Source organism: Pseudomonas sp. ADAK2, from assembly GCF_012935755.1.
Taxonomy (GTDB): domain Bacteria; phylum Pseudomonadota; class Gammaproteobacteria; order Pseudomonadales; family Pseudomonadaceae; genus Aquipseudomonas.
In genome coordinates, this window is sequence record NZ_CP052862.1 from 2,167,747 (window position 1) to 2,182,343 (window position 14,597).

17 protein-coding genes and 1 pseudogene are annotated in these 14,597 nt (G+C 54.5%); 11 read left to right on the forward strand and 7 right to left on the reverse strand.

Features of this window, described 5'->3' with window-relative positions; translation table 11 throughout:
• Position 1: 1 nt before the first annotated feature.
• The 3 genes from HKK52_RS10070 to HKK52_RS10080 form a co-directional block, all read right to left on the reverse strand.
• Positions 2 to 730, reverse strand: a complete 729-nt coding sequence (locus HKK52_RS10070) for an alpha/beta hydrolase (RefSeq protein WP_169370698.1) — start codon at positions 728 to 730, stop codon at positions 2 to 4.
• A gap of 3 nt (positions 731 to 733) precedes the next feature.
• The gene (locus HKK52_RS10075) at positions 734 to 1,231 is read right to left on the reverse strand and encodes a PAAR domain-containing protein (protein WP_169370699.1); all 498 of its coding nucleotides are present in this window, start codon (positions 1,229 to 1,231) and stop codon (positions 734 to 736) included.
• A gap of 171 nt (positions 1,232 to 1,402) precedes the next feature.
• Positions 1,403 to 2,068 (reverse strand): ribonuclease T2 family protein, encoded by a 666-nt coding sequence (locus tag HKK52_RS10080; protein ID WP_169370700.1) that lies wholly within the window; start codon positions 2,066 to 2,068, stop codon positions 1,403 to 1,405.
• A 158-nt stretch (positions 2,069 to 2,226) separates the two neighbouring features.
• On the opposite strand from HKK52_RS10080, the gene HKK52_RS10085 reads away from it, so the two are divergent.
• Positions 2,227 to 2,709 (forward strand): hypothetical protein, encoded by a 483-nt coding sequence (locus HKK52_RS10085; RefSeq protein WP_169370701.1) that lies wholly within the window; start codon positions 2,227 to 2,229, stop codon positions 2,707 to 2,709.
• 146 nt (positions 2,710 to 2,855) lie between these two features.
• Here HKK52_RS10085 and HKK52_RS32855 read toward each other — a convergent pair.
• From HKK52_RS32855 to HKK52_RS10100, 3 genes and pseudogenes are all read right to left on the reverse strand, one after another.
• Positions 2,856 to 2,930 (reverse strand): annotated as a pseudogene (locus HKK52_RS32855) (cupredoxin domain-containing protein); the annotation flags it as partial.
• Between the two features lie 16 nt (positions 2,931 to 2,946).
• Positions 2,947 to 3,468, reverse strand: a complete 522-nt coding sequence (locus HKK52_RS10095) for an AAA family ATPase (RefSeq protein WP_169370702.1) — start codon at positions 3,466 to 3,468, stop codon at positions 2,947 to 2,949.
• A gap of 27 nt (positions 3,469 to 3,495) precedes the next feature.
• Entirely contained in the window at positions 3,496 to 5,229 is a 1,734-nt protein-coding gene (locus tag HKK52_RS10100; RefSeq protein WP_169370703.1) for a L,D-transpeptidase family protein, read from the reverse strand.
• A gap of 77 nt (positions 5,230 to 5,306) precedes the next feature.
• Here HKK52_RS10100 and HKK52_RS10105 point away from each other — a divergent pair, with 77 nt between their 5' ends.
• The 6 genes from HKK52_RS10105 to dusA all read left to right on the forward strand — a co-directional run bounded on the left by HKK52_RS10105 (position 5,307) and on the right by dusA (position 9,221).
• Positions 5,307 to 6,011 carry a murein L,D-transpeptidase catalytic domain family protein gene (locus HKK52_RS10105; RefSeq protein WP_169370704.1) on the forward strand — a complete coding sequence of 235 codons (705 nt, stop codon included), beginning with the start codon at positions 5,307 to 5,309 and terminating at the stop codon, positions 6,009 to 6,011.
• 131 nt (positions 6,012 to 6,142) lie between these two features.
• On the forward strand, positions 6,143 to 6,478 hold the full coding sequence (locus tag HKK52_RS10110) for a DUF6572 domain-containing protein (protein WP_169370705.1): 336 nt from the start codon (positions 6,143 to 6,145) through the stop codon (positions 6,476 to 6,478).
• A gap of 52 nt (positions 6,479 to 6,530) precedes the next feature.
• Positions 6,531 to 6,818 (forward strand): hypothetical protein, encoded by a 288-nt coding sequence (locus HKK52_RS10115; RefSeq protein WP_169370706.1) that lies wholly within the window; start codon positions 6,531 to 6,533, stop codon positions 6,816 to 6,818.
• A gap of 152 nt (positions 6,819 to 6,970) precedes the next feature.
• A complete protein-coding gene (locus tag HKK52_RS10120; RefSeq protein WP_169370707.1) occupies positions 6,971 to 7,117 on the forward strand; it encodes a hypothetical protein in 147 nt (48 codons plus the stop codon).
• A 593-nt stretch (positions 7,118 to 7,710) separates the two neighbouring features.
• Complete coding sequence (locus HKK52_RS10125; protein WP_169370708.1) at positions 7,711 to 8,010, forward strand: DUF3077 domain-containing protein; 300 nt, start codon at positions 7,711 to 7,713, stop codon at positions 8,008 to 8,010.
• Positions 8,011 to 8,225: 215 nt separating this feature from the next.
• Positions 8,226 to 9,221, forward strand: coding sequence for a tRNA dihydrouridine(20/20a) synthase DusA (gene dusA, locus HKK52_RS10130; RefSeq protein WP_169370709.1), 996 nt, complete (start codon positions 8,226 to 8,228; stop codon positions 9,219 to 9,221).
• A 10-nt stretch (positions 9,222 to 9,231) separates the two neighbouring features.
• Here dusA and HKK52_RS10135 read toward each other — a convergent pair whose 3' ends face one another.
• On the reverse strand, positions 9,232 to 10,065 hold the full coding sequence (locus tag HKK52_RS10135; RefSeq protein WP_169370710.1) for an undecaprenyl-diphosphate phosphatase: 834 nt from the start codon (positions 10,063 to 10,065) through the stop codon (positions 9,232 to 9,234).
• 530 nt (positions 10,066 to 10,595) lie between these two features.
• Between HKK52_RS10135 and HKK52_RS10140 the strand changes: the two genes are divergently transcribed.
• The 4 genes from HKK52_RS10140 (at position 10,596) to HKK52_RS10155 (ending at position 14,524) form a co-directional block, all read left to right on the forward strand.
• A complete protein-coding gene (locus HKK52_RS10140) occupies positions 10,596 to 11,336 on the forward strand; it encodes a helix-turn-helix domain-containing protein (protein WP_169370711.1) in 741 nt (246 codons plus the stop codon).
• A gap of 24 nt (positions 11,337 to 11,360) precedes the next feature.
• Positions 11,361 to 12,116: an EAL domain-containing protein gene (locus tag HKK52_RS10145; RefSeq protein ID WP_169370712.1), complete on the forward strand. Its 756-nt coding sequence runs from the start codon at positions 11,361 to 11,363 to the stop codon at positions 12,114 to 12,116.
• Positions 12,117 to 12,134: 18 nt separating this feature from the next.
• Positions 12,135 to 12,806 carry a winged helix-turn-helix domain-containing protein gene (locus HKK52_RS10150; RefSeq protein WP_169370713.1) on the forward strand — a complete coding sequence of 224 codons (672 nt, stop codon included), beginning with the start codon at positions 12,135 to 12,137 and terminating at the stop codon, positions 12,804 to 12,806.
• Positions 12,807 to 13,129: 323 nt separating this feature from the next.
• The gene (locus tag HKK52_RS10155; RefSeq protein ID WP_169370714.1) at positions 13,130 to 14,524 is read left to right on the forward strand and encodes an undecaprenyl-phosphate glucose phosphotransferase; all 1,395 of its coding nucleotides are present in this window, start codon (positions 13,130 to 13,132) and stop codon (positions 14,522 to 14,524) included.
• Positions 14,525 to 14,597: the final 73 nt, after the last annotated feature.

Consider the following 14,597-nt stretch of genomic DNA (forward strand, 5'->3'; position numbering starts at 1 on the left):
ATCATGGAAACTCTTTCATGATGGATTCGTACATTATGTCGCCTGCAGACTTCGCACCTGCAATGGGTCTAGTTAGCATTGCGACTGCATTGTAATGATTGGTATCCATCGTGACGTTAATAGCGGGACCACCCGAAACCCGCCATTTCTCACCAAATTCTGCAACCGAGTCAGACTGATCCTTCTTCGTAGGCATTGCTTTTACATTTATCCATTGCTCAGCTACCGGAGTGGGCGTCTCCCGGTAGATATCCGAACCTAGCCAGACCAATGCTCCTTCACCCACTGGGTCGAGGGTGATCAACATTTTTATCTTGTACCCCCAATCAGACATTATTTTGGATAAATGCGCACCATTCCACCCGCCCAAACTATGCCCCACGATATATACAGGGCAGGACTTATAGGGAATAACATCCAGTACGAATTTCTGAATGTCCTTTTTACCCCTGACTTCGTTATACCCTAACCATTCGGAACGATACTGACCTAGTTCTTTCAAGCATAGCGTTCGTGGATCGAATGCTGTCTGGGCATCTTGGGCGTTTCCAAACGTTCCGGAAAAATAGTATTTCTCCTTATCTCCCGCCCCACCCACAAAAAAGACAATTGCCTTGGTACTCTCAATCGGCACCCTCTTCTCACTGACATCCTTCTTATCCGTCAGCATGAATTCGCCTTGTTGCTTATAAGTAATACCTTTCGCACAAGTAACCGTTCCACCACTCATGCCTCACTCCTCCAAAAACAACTTGATGCTTTCAGGCAGATGCGAGCTGATCGCGTGGGTGAACCCCGCCGCATCAGACACCCCGTGCTCCTGCCGGCCATCCGCACGCAAAATCATGTACGGGTGATTCGGCATCGGTTCGCCGGTCGTCGCGTTCACCAGTTTCAACTTGTCGGTGAAGTTGACCGGCATCGGCAATAGCCCGGTGAATGGCGCCGTGACGACGGTGTCGCCAATAATCACCGTGCCCGATCCGCCAATGACCACATTGCCGTGAGCCCCCACGCTGTCGAGGGTTGCGGCGTTCAAGCCGTTGATGAATACGGTGGCTGAGACGCCGCCGGTGATCGGGCTGCCACAGGCCGATTTGTCGGTCATGCGCGCCGCAGCGAGGCCATCGAAATTGACGTTGGGCGAACCGCTGGCGATGGGGTTCGTGCCGTGTCCCGGCAGCGGGCAGGCGGTGGGGTCGGTGAGGCGGGCGGCGGGTTTTCCGCTCATGCTAAAGCTCCTTGCAGGCTTTTCTGGCAATCCATTGAAGCGCACAAGGATGAAGGATGTGGCGGATTGGATCAAATGCCGGGTGTAGGGATCATCAAAAACTCCATCCACTGCAATCCCTGTGGGAACGGGTTTGCCCCTCCCACAGTTTTTGAGTTTTACCCGGGCGACTTAGCGCGACGGCGGAACCCGAATATCCCCATCACGACACGAAGTCTTCACACCTTTCCCGCAAGCGCCAAACCCCAGGTCCTTGCCCATGCACACCCGCACTTCCGACAACTCGGGACCATTGCAGATCACCGCGATGCCGTCTGCTGCAATCCCGGGATTGCTCTGACGGAACAGGTTGGCGATCTCTTGGGCCTGGAAGTAATGAGTGCTGCTGAAGGGTTGTAGTTGCTCCGGGATCTTCACGGTGCCGACAGCCTTGTCCGCCGCGTCCAGATACCCCTTGGCGCCGAGACCACTGCAGGTGCCGTGTTTGGCCCACTCGTGTTCAAGCAACTTGGGGGTCGGGAACAACGTCAGCCCTTGCGTGCGCTCGGCGGGGGACAGCGCCACCATCGGCGGGCACGATTCCGGCCAGCCGCCCTTGGCGTATTGCGGCCAGAGGCCGTGGAGCACGAAGCCGTAACCTTTGCCGGAGCATTGCGCGTCGTCTTTGTGGGTCAGGCAGAACGTCGGTGACCAGGACAGCGTCAGCAAGTAGTAATCGAACACCCCCGCCACTGACTCGACCGGGGCTTTGCCTTGCTGTGATTGTCGAGCGTTGCTCAGGCCGATGTGGCCGAATGTAATCGCCAGAATTGCGATGACTGCGTAAAGCTTCTTCATATACCCACTCCTTGGGAATTATGACGGGTGTCGTCCTTGGCCGACGATCGGCCAGGGGTTGTTTTGTCATGCCGGTGTTTCAATCGCATGACGCAGGGCAAAACGTGCATTACCTTGAAGGGGCTACGATCACACTTACATCACGACAGGGAATCGAAATGAGTAAGGCAGACGAGCTCGCCGCAAAACTGAAAGAAACCCGACAGGCCGCTGATGCGACCACTGGCACCGATCAGGCAATCGACAGTTGGCCGGGCGAAGTTTACGCAATGTATCACCAGATAGAAGCCTGGCTGAAGCCATTGCTTGAGGCTGGCCTGAGCATCCGGCGCAACCCGACCCATGTGTTCGAACGCCACCCTGAGGGTGCGACCTACGCCTATTCCATCGACCAATTGCTGATCGAAGGTAACCACCACAGCATCACTTTCGTGCCGATCGTGCGCTTCACCGCTGACGGCGAAGGCCGGGTCGAGATCCACCTCAAGGGCAAGGAGATCCCGCTGCTGCGAACCGTCAGCGAACACGGCGAAACGCAGTGGTGGCTGCAGTCGATCGAGCAGTCCGGGCAACAGCCGGATGCGGTGGCGCTGACTGAGGTTAATTTGTTGTCAGTGGTGCAGGAAGGACTGGATCTCTAGGCTTTAACACTTCCCCCGGTGGGAGCGGGCTTGCTCGCGAAGAGGCCGTCACATCCAGCATCGATGGCGCTTGATACACCGCTTTTCGCGAGCAAGCCCGCTCCCACAAGGGTTCAGTATTGATCACAAATCCTGGGGCCGAACACTCACTGGCTGACCACAATCTTCCCGATCATCTGAGGATGCAGCGCACAGAAATACTCGAACTCGCCCGGCGTGTTGCCTTCAGTCGGTTGCTCAAGAATGGCGCCTGAGCGGATTCAACAAAATTCGCTCAATGATCCCGGCCACAGCTTCATCGACTGACATCAACGCAGTGTCTATACCAAACGGCTTGCAGCCCCACGGCTCATAGTCATGGTCCAACACCGATTGCCAATCAGGCGCTTTCAGGCCGGGAACATCGATCTGGCGCGTCTCAACCCGACGCCGGTGTTCCTCCCGGTCAGAGCAAGTCACTTCGATATCGATCAACGATGATTGTGCCCGACTGGCCGTTTCACGCCAGGCATCGCGACTTTCCTGCACGGGGTTAACACAATCGACAACGACACGGCTGCCCATGTCGAGGTTGGTCAGCGCCAGCGCATTGGCAACCAGATAGCCGCTGCGACCGACATCACTCGCGAGCACATCAGCGTCTCGAATCGCCTGTTCGATCGAATCGATCCGCAAATACAGGGCACCTAACCGGGCTGCCAGGCCTTTAGCAATGGTCGTTTTGCCAGTGCCCGGGAGCCCGCTGAAAACGATGAGCATTGGTTGTCCTTCAATATCCAATGGAGTTTATGGCCTGCCCTGCCCCACCGCCGCCTGCAAATCCAGCGCCGGCAACTTCGCGGGCAAGTTCAACGCCTTCAACACCGGACTGTCGTAGCCATACACATCCGGTTTAAACGCGACCCGGCCATTGCTGCCCATGTCCACCGTCCAGTACGCCAACAGCACCGGCACTTTCACCGGCAAGCGGATGTTCTCGGTCTTGCCATTGGCCAGCTGCTTTTGAATCCCGGCGCTGTTCCAGCGCACCGGATCGTTGAACAACAACTCCACCAATTGCAGCGGGTTTTCCACGCGGATACAGCCCGAACTGGTCGCCCGCACGTTCTTCGCAAACAGCTCGCGGTGCGGGGTGTCGTGCAGGTAAATCGCATAGTCATTGGGGAAGCGGATGACCACCTGGCCCAGGGAGTTTTCCGGTCCTGCGTCCTGGCGCAACGTGATGCCCCGCGGATTGCTCCAGTCGATCGTCGACGGATCAAGTATGTTCCCTTCCCGATCCAGCGGACGGATGCGGTTGTTGCTGAGGTAATTCGGGTTACTGAGGATTTTCGGCAACACGTCTTCTTTCAGAATCGTCGGCGGCACAGTCCAAGTGGGGTTGAACGTGACGTAAGTGATCTCGGCCTGAAAGATCGGCGTACTGCGAAACGGTTTACCAACCTGCACCCGGGAGCGCCAGATCGGCTGGCCGTCGCGATACAACGCCACTTTATAACCGGCAATATCAACAATAACGAACGTGCCCTGCAGCTTATAAAGCAACCAGCGCGCCCGCTCCATGTTGACCCGCACTTGATCGATACGCGCCTGCACCGGCACGTTCAACGCGGCGAGGGTCGCCGCGCCGGCAACGCCATCCGCGCCCAGGTATTGCTCGGTCTGGTACTTCTTCACGGCGGCCATCACCGCATCGTCGTAATCATTGTTTTTGCTATGTCTGGAATCCAGATAACCACCCGCCGCCAACCGCGCGCGCAACTGCGCCACCGCGGCGCCGTCCATCCCCGGCTTGAGCGATTGCCCTTCGGAAACTTTAGGCCAACCGCCTCTGTCACGAATCATGCGCAACTGCGCCAAGGCTTGGCGCAAACCGACATACACCGCCTCTTGCGGCGGCGCTTGCGCGAAGGCGCGGGCGACGTCATGGGTGTCCAGAGCGGTAAAAAAGTTCTGCACGTCGTCCCGGGGATCGGCGCCGGTAATGTCGAAATTCCAATGCATGTCCAGCCGCGCCGGATCGACCTTGCCCCGACGCAATTGCAGCAATGCCGTGAGATAGGTCCGGGTGGCCGCGAGATCAAAAGCTGCTTGCTGTTCAGGTGTTGGCGCGGTGCTCTGCATCGACGCCTGGGCCATGGCCAAATCATCACCACGAAAATCCGCCGGCTCCAAGCCATCGATTTGCGTTTCGTTGAGGTTTTTCAACAACTGCGTGACATCGTCAGGATGGGTCCAGGCAGCCCGGAATTGCCGATGGGTATAAAAATCCAGGACCACACGGTTAACGTCGATGCGCTGGTGACGCGGCCGGGTCTGCAGCGGTGGGAAAGCCGAGATCATCGGCTCCAGCGTCGCATGAATCACTTGGGCGACGTTATCGTCGGGTATCGCTTCCATCATGCTGATCGGCGGAGTTTCCTCCGTAATCGGCGAAGTTTCACCGAACGCGGTGCCGCTGATCAGAAAGCCCATAAAAAAGATGCGGCTTATGACGAATAACCTTGATAGTTGCCCCATGGATAATCCTTAATCTCGTGCGTTCAGCACTTGTCGTTTGCCCTGCTAAACTCGAAATAACTTGATGAGACATCTCTATGGCGCTAAACCGCTTTGGCTTTCTATGCTCGGCCCTGCTGCTGACGGTAACGTCCATACCAGCAGCGTACGCCGATTCTCTCGCTGCCGCCCTCGCCAAAGCGGCCCCTGGCGCTAACGCCAAAGTCATCGGGCTGGCCGTACGCGCCTCCCAGTGCAGCATCGCCCGCGGCGCAGCTCCGGTCCAGAGGCTCGCCGTCATCGATTACTCGCTGCCTTCGACCGAACAACGCCTGTGGGTCTTCGATTTAAAGAAGCGCAAACTGCTGTTCCATGAACTCGTCGCCCATGGCCGCAACAGCGGCGAAAACATGGCGGTCAACTTCTCCAATCAGAACGAAAGCTTCGCCACCAGCCTTGGCTTATACCGCACCCAGGCCAGTTATGTCGGGCAAAACGGCTATTCGTTGCGCATGGAAGGGTTGGAGCCTGGATTTAACGACAACGCGTTTGAACGAGCGATCGTGATTCATGGCGCGCCGTACGTCAGTCCCGTCCTCGCCCGAGCCAATGGCCGGATCGGTCGCAGCCTCGGATGCCCGGCTGTGCGGCCGGCGATTGCCCATCGGTTGATTGATTCGATGAAGAATGGGCAACTGTTGTTTTCTTATTATCCGGATCAGCGTTGGCTTAAGACGTCTTCGTTTGTGAATTGCGGGAGCGGGACAATGGCGGATGCCTCCGGGCCGAAAACGACTCGTTGAGTCGGGTTGCTCGTTTCAAGTCGATTCCTCCCGGTTTTCGAACCAAGAAAAGGTGCCCAAACGGAGCACCTTTTTTCACGCTGTGTTAAAAGCCCCCACTGAAATCCCACGACTCACCTGAAGGAACAGGCATGTCTATCACCGATGCTCGCATCATTGATTTCTGGGCAATACCTAAAGAAAAGCCGCAGATATTGCTCGTCATCACCGACCACCTGGAATGGGGCAATAAAGCCGAGGAAGGCGAACATTTGTTGTTGCTGCAAGAGAAGATCAATACCTACATCGCCTTCATTGAAAGCGGCGAAATCTACACCGAAATCCCCGGCGCCCTCGGTAAGTCCCCCACCATTCGCCTGATCGCCAAATACGAACTGCCAGAACAAGCGGAATACTTCATCGCGCGCGTGACAGAGGTGCTGGAAGGCGTGGGTATCGGGCTGGAAGTAGAACAGCACTACGAATGACGGCATTCGTCTTGATGTCACATCAAAAAAACATGTTCACAAGGATTCAAGGATGAAAAAACTGATCGCTGTTGCTCTGCTGATTTTGTTGGGCGTGCTGAACATCGGGTACTACAACGCCTTGGAAGACGGCGACGTAGAAACCATCCTCTTCGTCAAGAAACACCCTACCTTGCAAATCAAATTCCACAACATCCATGCCAATGACGGTGACTATCGAAAAGTGGAACGGCTGACGGATGAGCAGCGGGGGTTGATTATTGATTATTGTAAATATCGGTTGGGGATTGAGACGGAGTTGAAGACGCAGGGGGATGTTGAGAGGTGTAGTAAGAAATAAGTGTTCTGCGGAGCGCCTGGTTTAAAAAATGGGTAGCCTTCGCGGACGCCCTTTCGGTTTCATTGGCACCCGTATACCTCTATCACGGTTTTCCCGGATAAGATCGATCACATTCGCTGAACAGCATAAATACACATCCTTTGGAGGCTCCGATGGCCACCAGTAAAAAAACCGACAAGCCCCGCAGGAAGGTCATCCACAAGACACTGACGTTTCTGGATGTTCGGGAAGCCGCGTGCGAAGGGCAAAAAGTGTTCGATACGTTTGTGATCACTGGCAAGCTTCCTATTACAAAGTAGGCCAAGTACCGGTGATCCAATTTGCTTCAAGCACGTCAACAGCTCACTAGTATTTTGGGTAGGCGCCTTGGTGATTAACCTGGCGACCTGAGCAGCCTCTGCGTGCCTGATGTTCAGATGTTGTGTTGTACGGTAGTCAGAATCGCTGGGTGACTCTCGATGAAGTTGTAGGCAAAATCCGAGAGTTGCGTAAGAGGGTACGTTTGCTGTGCTTGTGGGCAGATTACCTCCTTGTTGGTCATATCTAGGTCTGGATACTCTCCAGACGTCGCTGCACATTCAGCGACCGGGCGTGAGACCCCGGATACCAATCAAGGCGCAAAGCGTCACAGAACCCATCGCAGCGTTTTTTCGTCTGCGGTACGGTTTTATGGCGGCTGTGCGTGGAAGGCCTTCGGGCCTACCGGTTACCTTGATTGCCGGGTCTCACACCACGCACGGCTGCCACCCAAGCTTTTGAGACGGCTAAGTGGCAGTTTTCACCAATCAAGGAAACTGTTAATGACTCTAGTAAATCCGTACAAAACTCGCCCACTAGCTCCGCGTAGCTCCACGCTTCGTAGCCTTCACCTGTGCATTAATGGAGGTTGCAAATGAGCGAACCAACGAACGCAAAAACCCTCGGCTTCACTCCCTGCATATACTGCCCAGGTTCAGAACTGGCAATGTTCCACGTCAGCGCTGACGTACCCGTCGACGAAGCATTGTCAAAGGCGTCTGACCTGCTGTTCCTAGCGAAGGCGCTCGCACAGGACGCCGCTTTCGAAAGAGACACCGACCGTCACGCCTGGGCCGCGCACTATCTGACGGCGATGGGGAAGGCAATTATTGATGATGTGGTGAAGGCGGTTTCGCCGCGACCTAATCTTTCAGGTAAGAAAACTGCAAAATAGCGGTTAGCAATTCCCATATTCGCCCCGAACATTCGGGGCGTTCGAACGTGATTGAGCGGGCCAATACGCATGCACAATGGAAACGGCTTATCTAATAGAAATAACGCGACTTATTTTTTTACGCCCGTGCGCTTCGCGCCCAGACTCGTCTGAACCCCACAACCCCAATCCTGATAAACTCCTGTCCTCCCAGCCTCACCCAAACCAGATCCCCAATGCCCCCAATCACCGCCACACCCGCCCCACTCTCCCGCCGCTTCTCCGTCGCCCCGATGATGGATTGGACTGATAGGCACTGCCGCTTTTTCCTACGCCTCCTTTCCAAACACGCCCTCCTCTACACCGAGATGGTCACCACCGGCGCGCTTCTAAACGGTGACCACGACCGTTTCCTGCGTCACAACGAAGCCGAACACCCACTCGCCCTGCAACTCGGAGGCAGCGTCCCTCTAGACCTCGCAGCCTGCGCCCGCATGGCCCAGGACCACGGTTACGACGAGGTTAATCTGAACGTCGGCTGCCCAAGTGATCGGGTGCAGAACAATTTGATCGGTGCGGTGTTGATGGGGCATCCGCAGTTGGTGGCGGATTGTGTGAAGGCGATGCGTGATGCGGTGTCGATTCCGGTGACGGTGAAGCATCGGATCGGGATTAACGGGCGGGATAGTTACGAGCAGTTGTGTGATTTCGTCGGTACGGTTCGGGATGCGGGGTGCACGAGTTTTACGGTGCATGCGCGGATTGCGATTCTGGAGGGGTTGTCGCCGAAGGAGAATCGGGACATTCCGCCGTTGCGCTATGACGTGGCGGCGCAGCTGAAGAAGGATTTTCCCGACTTGGAGATTATTCTCAACGGCGGGATCAAGACGCTGGAAGCCTGTCACGAACATTTGCAGACGTTCGACGGTGTGATGCTGGGTCGTGAGGCGTATCACAATCCTTATGTGATGGCTGAGGTGGATCAGCAGTTGTTCGGCAGCACGGCGCCGGTGATCAGCCGGGCCGAGGCGCTGGCGCAGTTGCGGCCTTATATTGCGGCGCACATTGAGGCCGGTGGCTCGATGCACCATATCACTCGGCATGTACTGGGGCTGGGCACCGGGTTTCCGGGGGCGCGCAAGTTTCGGCAGTTGTTGTCGGTGGACATTCATAAGGCTAAAGAGCCTTTGGTATTGCTGGATCAGGCAGCGGAGTTGCTTGAGGGGCGCTAGCCCCTCACGGTCAGGCGGCGGTTGCCGCCGTCCAGTTCACCCACCCGAACCCCCATGTAGCCAAAATCAGCAAACCGAAGGCAATCCGGTACCAGGCGAAGGCCGCATAGCTGTGGTTGGCGATGAACTTGAGCAAGCCCCGCACTGCGATCATCGCGAAGATGAAGGCGGTCACAAAACCCAAGGCGAATACAGGCAGGTCGCCGGCCTGAAACAGGTCGCGATACTTGTAGCCGGAATACACCGCGGCACCGACCATCGTTGGCATTGCCAGAAAAAACGAGTACTCGGTTGCTGTCTTGCGCGACAGTCCAAACAGCAATCCGCCGATAATGGTCGATCCCGAACGAGAAGTACCCGGAATCATCGCCAGGCACTGCGCGAACCCCACTTTCAAAGCATCTGACCAGCGCATGTCGTCAACATGTTCAACGCTTACCACATGCTCTCTTTGTTCGGCCCACAACATGATTATTCCGCCCACTACCAGAGCCACGGCTACGGTGATCGGATTAAACAGGTACTCATGAATTTTATCGGCGAATAACACACCCAGGACGACGGCTGGAAGAAAACCAATCAGCAAGTTCAACGTAAAACGTTGTGCGTTGCGCTGGGTTGGTAAGCCTTTGATGATCTCGACTATCTTCGGACGAAACTCCCAGACAACGGCCAGAATGGCACCCAGCTGAATAATAATATTAAACGCCATGGCGCGTTCACCGCCAAACCCCAACACATCCGCCACAATAATCTGGTGGCCTGTACTGGAAATGGGCAAAAACTCTGTCAGGCCTTCTACCGCACCTAAAACCAATACCTGCACAAGGGTCCAAAACTCCATCCATCCTCCGTCAGGTCATTCATATTGAACGCCCATTAAACTCATTAGATATTAAATCACTGAACAACAATAGGCGGCAGGCAGACACTTGCACCGATAGATAATAAGTCTTATCAATCCACGCACTCAAGATTTGTTATTAATCGTCCGGCTAACGAATCACCAGAACTTTGATGCAGGTCGACTAGATGCGGCCGACAAAGAAATGTGACGGAGCGCACACATTCACATTCTTAATGGGTCAATAGCCCGGAATCACCGCTCACGATCGTGATGGCCTTTTGGCTATAAAAAACCAATCGCAACCGAATCAAAATAGTGGCACAATTCCATATTGCCATCATCTAATAGCGCCATTTCATTAGTTCAGCCGGCCACGAGAAGCAACTAAACGGTTGAAAACCTTTTGTTTATGTTAGAAAACTCGAAAACCGCGCCTGAAAACCGTTTTGAATGTTACCAATTGTCAGTCACAGATGAGAACCGGTGCTTTAACATCCTGATGTCAGCACCCATTCGAGTCAAAAAGCATGATGCTTACAGGGAAATTAGCGACTGGAAGCCAGCGTCCGACAAATGAGGAGCCAGGGGTTCTCACCTTGGGTCGCACCCGTAGCGTGGCCGAGAACTTTAGAGCCTTAGTCGCAAGGCATGTGCATTCCGATATAACTCTTGATGCTAGCTCATACACTAATTCGCATAAGAAAAATGAACACCCGGATGTGTATCGCGCCATCTTCATCATTATCGACAGCCCTCACGCATTCGATGAAAGCCTGGCGCTGGTGGAAAACCTGCGCGCCATCAATTTAAATCCAATCATCTGCGCCGTTATTACGGGCCGAGGCACTTACAACAAGATGAAGTATTATCTTGCCGGCGCCGACTGCTGCATCAAACTCAATACACTGTCCGAAGAAAGCTCAGAGTTTCTGTCCGAATTTTTCTGCAGCGATGAGTGGCAAAGGGAAGTTAACCTGGTATTGGACTCCACGCGTATATGCCTGCTGGGCACCCGTAACAAGCTGGACATCTCGTTTGCAGAAATGAAAATTCTGGAAGCCTTTGCGCAAACCAGCAACCACATATTAAGTCACGATGAAATCGCCAGAATCATGGGGCTCAATAGCAACTTTTATGACCCCAGGGCTTTGGAGAAGTCCATCAGTCGTCTTCGCGGAAAAATTAAAGACATGTATGGCACCAATGCTATTCAGAGCATTCGTGGATATGGATACCGTTTGATGAGGGGTCTGATCTCGACCGCCTGATTCAACCATGGAAGGAGTTGTTGAATGAATGCGACTGGAGGTTTCTCACCCGCAAAGGCCCCGTATCGCTATCTGACCCGGCAACTGATCCTGTCACGTGATAGTCGCCCTTTTGCCCGTGAGATAAGAACCGTATGCCCCCTTCCTGCTCCGTCGTCCCGTACGCCGCTGGCGGCCCACCCGTGTGAGCGCGACGACGCATACAGGCCATTGCACCGCAAGCTTTCCTCCCTTAAAGACCATCGCTCGCACAACCCCGATAAATATTTGAACCGAACGGTTCTCTGCCTGTCTGAACCGAGCCTTGCCAGCTTCGCGCTGGCTGACGAGCTGATCCGGTCTGGCAACAACTTGCGCGATCTCGGCCACACACTGGTCGTGTCACTCAATGAGCAACCATTCTGGGAAGTGGATTCCAAATATAAAAAAAACATCACTCATAATATGTATCGCTTGAAAGATCATGGTATAGAAATCGCGCTGGATGGTTACACTCTCCAACGGGAAGCCCTTACACGCTTCAGCACTTTGAATTTGTTTAATTACATCAAGGTATCGATTTCGTCCCTGGACCAGTGTTTAAAACTCAATGGCAATCCTGAGTTTTTCAATCGCCTCCATGACCGTATGGTGACACTGAGCCACAACAACAAGATTTCTTTTATTGCCGATCGTGTAGAGCATATCGAGAGCCATTCATTGGCCCGGGCGCTGCCCTTTGATTACTTCCAAGGGAGCTATTACTCCCCTGCCGATCATCTTTTAACCGAACATTGGTGACTACTTTAGGAGAGAGACGTGGAAATCAGTACAACCCTCCCCAGAAAATATTTTGTCGTCGTGACTCACAGCACAACATCCCAGCGTGAGCTCGAGACCATACTGTCCAGCGAGCGTTTCAACTCGTTTGGTACTTCCCAGGCACAAATGTTTATCGAAGGTGTTGCCCCGCCCTCTTCCGCCCCCGTGCTGATGGAGTTCACCTACCCCAGTGGGACAAGGAAACATGTCGCCCACACAATCGAACATGAAACACAAAAGATACTTGCCACCCTCGAAGCGGAGTGGTTGGCAGCGCAATCAGGAGCGCGCGCCAGCGTCACGCCTGATTCTGCTGAGTTCTGTGATATAGCCCACGAAAACGAGGATAACAATCCATACAGTGAAGTCTGGCAACTTGACGACGATCAAAGTGTGCTGATCAAAGAAAACGTCGAGATCAACCTCACTGGACTGGAAGCCGCCCTCGTCAAGAAGATGCTGCATCATGAAGAGCGTGTCGTCAGTCGCGATGATCTGATTCTAAGTATTGGCAGAGAACCGGAGCAGTATCGCGGTCTGGAGATGTGTTTGAGCCGATTGCAGGACAAGTTCAAAAGCGCCAGCAAAGGTGAACGACTCTTTCGTGCGGTGAGAAATCGCGGCTACTGCCTTATCCAGGAAGTTGTAACAGAGGCCCATCCGGCCTGACCCACTCAAACAAACATATGACAGTGCTATTACAAAAACAAAAAGTGCACTTTGTTTGTTACTCCCGCCTCCCTCTCCATTCCCCCTTTCAATATCGACCTTTTCTAACACTCTGCACTTTCACCCGAAAGTTGGCACTTTGCCATCTTGTTAGAACTCGTCAGACAGACGCCCCCATCAATAACTTAATCTATTGACTGACGACAGCTCGACCTATTGGCGTTGTTAGTCCCAGGGCATTAGTTAAAACAATAACAATCCTGCTTAAAACAACTCACGGTTCGACTGTCGATACCTGAATGGACGTCTTTTGGGGATATCGCATGGATCTTACTCTTCGTATCAATCGAAATACCGGCCTCAAGGGACTTACCTTTTGGGGTCAATGGGCGCTGGCGCAGGGATTTGCTGTTTCATTGCTGTTCATACTCGCTGAACAGCATACCGGCGCGGTAGAGTTCTATTACCGGGTGTGCGCGACATTGGCCGTATTGGCCTCGGTTCCGGCCTATACGTTCAGCGGCGTATACCGAAAAAGAGACAACTACCTGACAGGGTTGGGTCGCCTGCTCATGGGCTGGTCCATGACCATGGCGGCACTGGCTTTCATGGCCTTTATCTGCAAGGCCGATGCCCTGTTTTCCCGACAGGTGATTCTCAGTTGGGCGGTGTACGGCTTCCTCGGGCAGGCGTTGCTGTACGCGCCCTTGCACGGGTTCTCCAAGTACTATCAGCGGACTCGAAAGAGCGAGCATCGAACCCTGATCGTCGGGACGGGCGAACTGGCGCTGGGCCTGGCCAAGAAGTTGAGCAACGTCGAAAACCTGCCATTGGTGGGTCTGGTCAGCACCGGCGCCGTTGCCACGCTTGAGCCCGACGCACCGCACATCGTCGGTGCCCAGGAAGACCTTCTGGAACTGATCAGAACCCATGACATTCGACGCTTGTACATCACGCTGCCACTGAGTGAAGCGGCAAAAATCGAAGCGATGTATGTCGATTTGCTGGGGGCCAATGTCGACGTGGTCTGGGTCCCGGACTTGAACTGCCTGACGCTGCTCAATCACTCGGTGCGGGTCGTGGACGGTCTGCCGGCGATCTATCTGAACGAAAGTCCATTGACCAGCCAACCCACCGCCGCGCTGAGCAAGAGCCTGGTGGAAAAAGCCGTGGCATTGCTGGCAATCATCCTGCTGAGCCCGGTGCTGGCGGTGATTGCGCTGGCGGTGAAACTCACCTCCCCCGGCCCGATCTTCTTCAAACAGGACCGCCACGGCTGGAATGGCAAGGTGATCCAGGTCTGGAAGTTTCGCTCGATGCGTGTCCACGACGACCATGAAGTCAAGCAAGCCAGCCGCAACGACTCGCGCATCACCGCTGTCGGCCGCTTCATCCGTCGCACCTCGCTCGATGAACTGCCGCAACTGTTCAACGTGCTGCAAGGGCACATGGCACTGGTCGGCCCGCGCCCTCACGCCGTCGCGCATAACCACTACTATTCGGGGAAGATTCTGGCCTACATGGCGCGCCACCGAATCAAGCCGGGGATCACCGGGCTGGCGCAAATCAACGGTTGCCGCGGCGAGACGGACACCATCGACAAGATGCAGAAACGTGTGGAGATCGACCTCAAGTACATCAACAATTGGTCGTTGTGGCTGGACCTGAAGATCCTGGTGAAGACGCCCTTCACGCTGCTCTCGAAAGACATCTACTGATAACGTGACAGCAACACCACAAGGGGACGAAAGTCCCCTTTTTCGTGGCTGTCATTCAGGGGTTGGAACATGT

Bases quoted from the DNA above. Each gene is read 5' to 3' on its own strand.
- HKK52_RS10100 (WP_169370703.1), bottom strand. From the start codon at position 5,229: ATGGGGCAACTATCAAGGTTATTCGTCATAAGCCGCATCTTTTTTATG.
- HKK52_RS10145 (WP_169370712.1), top strand. From the start codon at position 11,361: ATGAATGCGACTGGAGGTTTCTCACCCGCAAAGGCCCCGTATCGCTAT.
- HKK52_RS10115 (WP_169370706.1), top strand. From the start codon at position 6,531: ATGAAAAAACTGATCGCTGTTGCTCTGCTGATTTTGTTGGGCGTGCTG.
- HKK52_RS10120 (WP_169370707.1), top strand. From the start codon at position 6,971: ATGGCCACCAGTAAAAAAACCGACAAGCCCCGCAGGAAGGTCATCCAC.
- HKK52_RS10085 (WP_169370701.1), top strand. From the start codon at position 2,227: ATGAGTAAGGCAGACGAGCTCGCCGCAAAACTGAAAGAAACCCGACAG.
- dusA (WP_169370709.1), top strand. From the start codon at position 8,226: ATGCCCCCAATCACCGCCACACCCGCCCCACTCTCCCGCCGCTTCTCC.
- HKK52_RS10095 (WP_169370702.1), bottom strand. From the start codon at position 3,468: ATGCTCATCGTTTTCAGCGGGCTCCCGGGCACTGGCAAAACGACCATT.
- HKK52_RS10135 (WP_169370710.1), bottom strand. From the start codon at position 10,065: ATGGAGTTTTGGACCCTTGTGCAGGTATTGGTTTTAGGTGCGGTAGAA.
- HKK52_RS10080 (WP_169370700.1), bottom strand. From the start codon at position 2,068: ATGAAGAAGCTTTACGCAGTCATCGCAATTCTGGCGATTACATTCGGC.
- HKK52_RS10105 (WP_169370704.1), top strand. From the start codon at position 5,307: ATGGCGCTAAACCGCTTTGGCTTTCTATGCTCGGCCCTGCTGCTGACG.
- HKK52_RS10125 (WP_169370708.1), top strand. From the start codon at position 7,711: ATGAGCGAACCAACGAACGCAAAAACCCTCGGCTTCACTCCCTGCATA.
- HKK52_RS10075 (WP_169370699.1), bottom strand. From the start codon at position 1,231: ATGAGCGGAAAACCCGCCGCCCGCCTCACCGACCCCACCGCCTGCCCG.
- HKK52_RS10140 (WP_169370711.1), top strand. From the start codon at position 10,596: ATGATGCTTACAGGGAAATTAGCGACTGGAAGCCAGCGTCCGACAAAT.
- HKK52_RS10155 (WP_169370714.1), top strand. From the start codon at position 13,130: ATGGATCTTACTCTTCGTATCAATCGAAATACCGGCCTCAAGGGACTT.
- HKK52_RS10070 (WP_169370698.1), bottom strand. From the start codon at position 730: ATGAGTGGTGGAACGGTTACTTGTGCGAAAGGTATTACTTATAAGCAA.
- HKK52_RS10110 (WP_169370705.1), top strand. From the start codon at position 6,143: ATGTCTATCACCGATGCTCGCATCATTGATTTCTGGGCAATACCTAAA.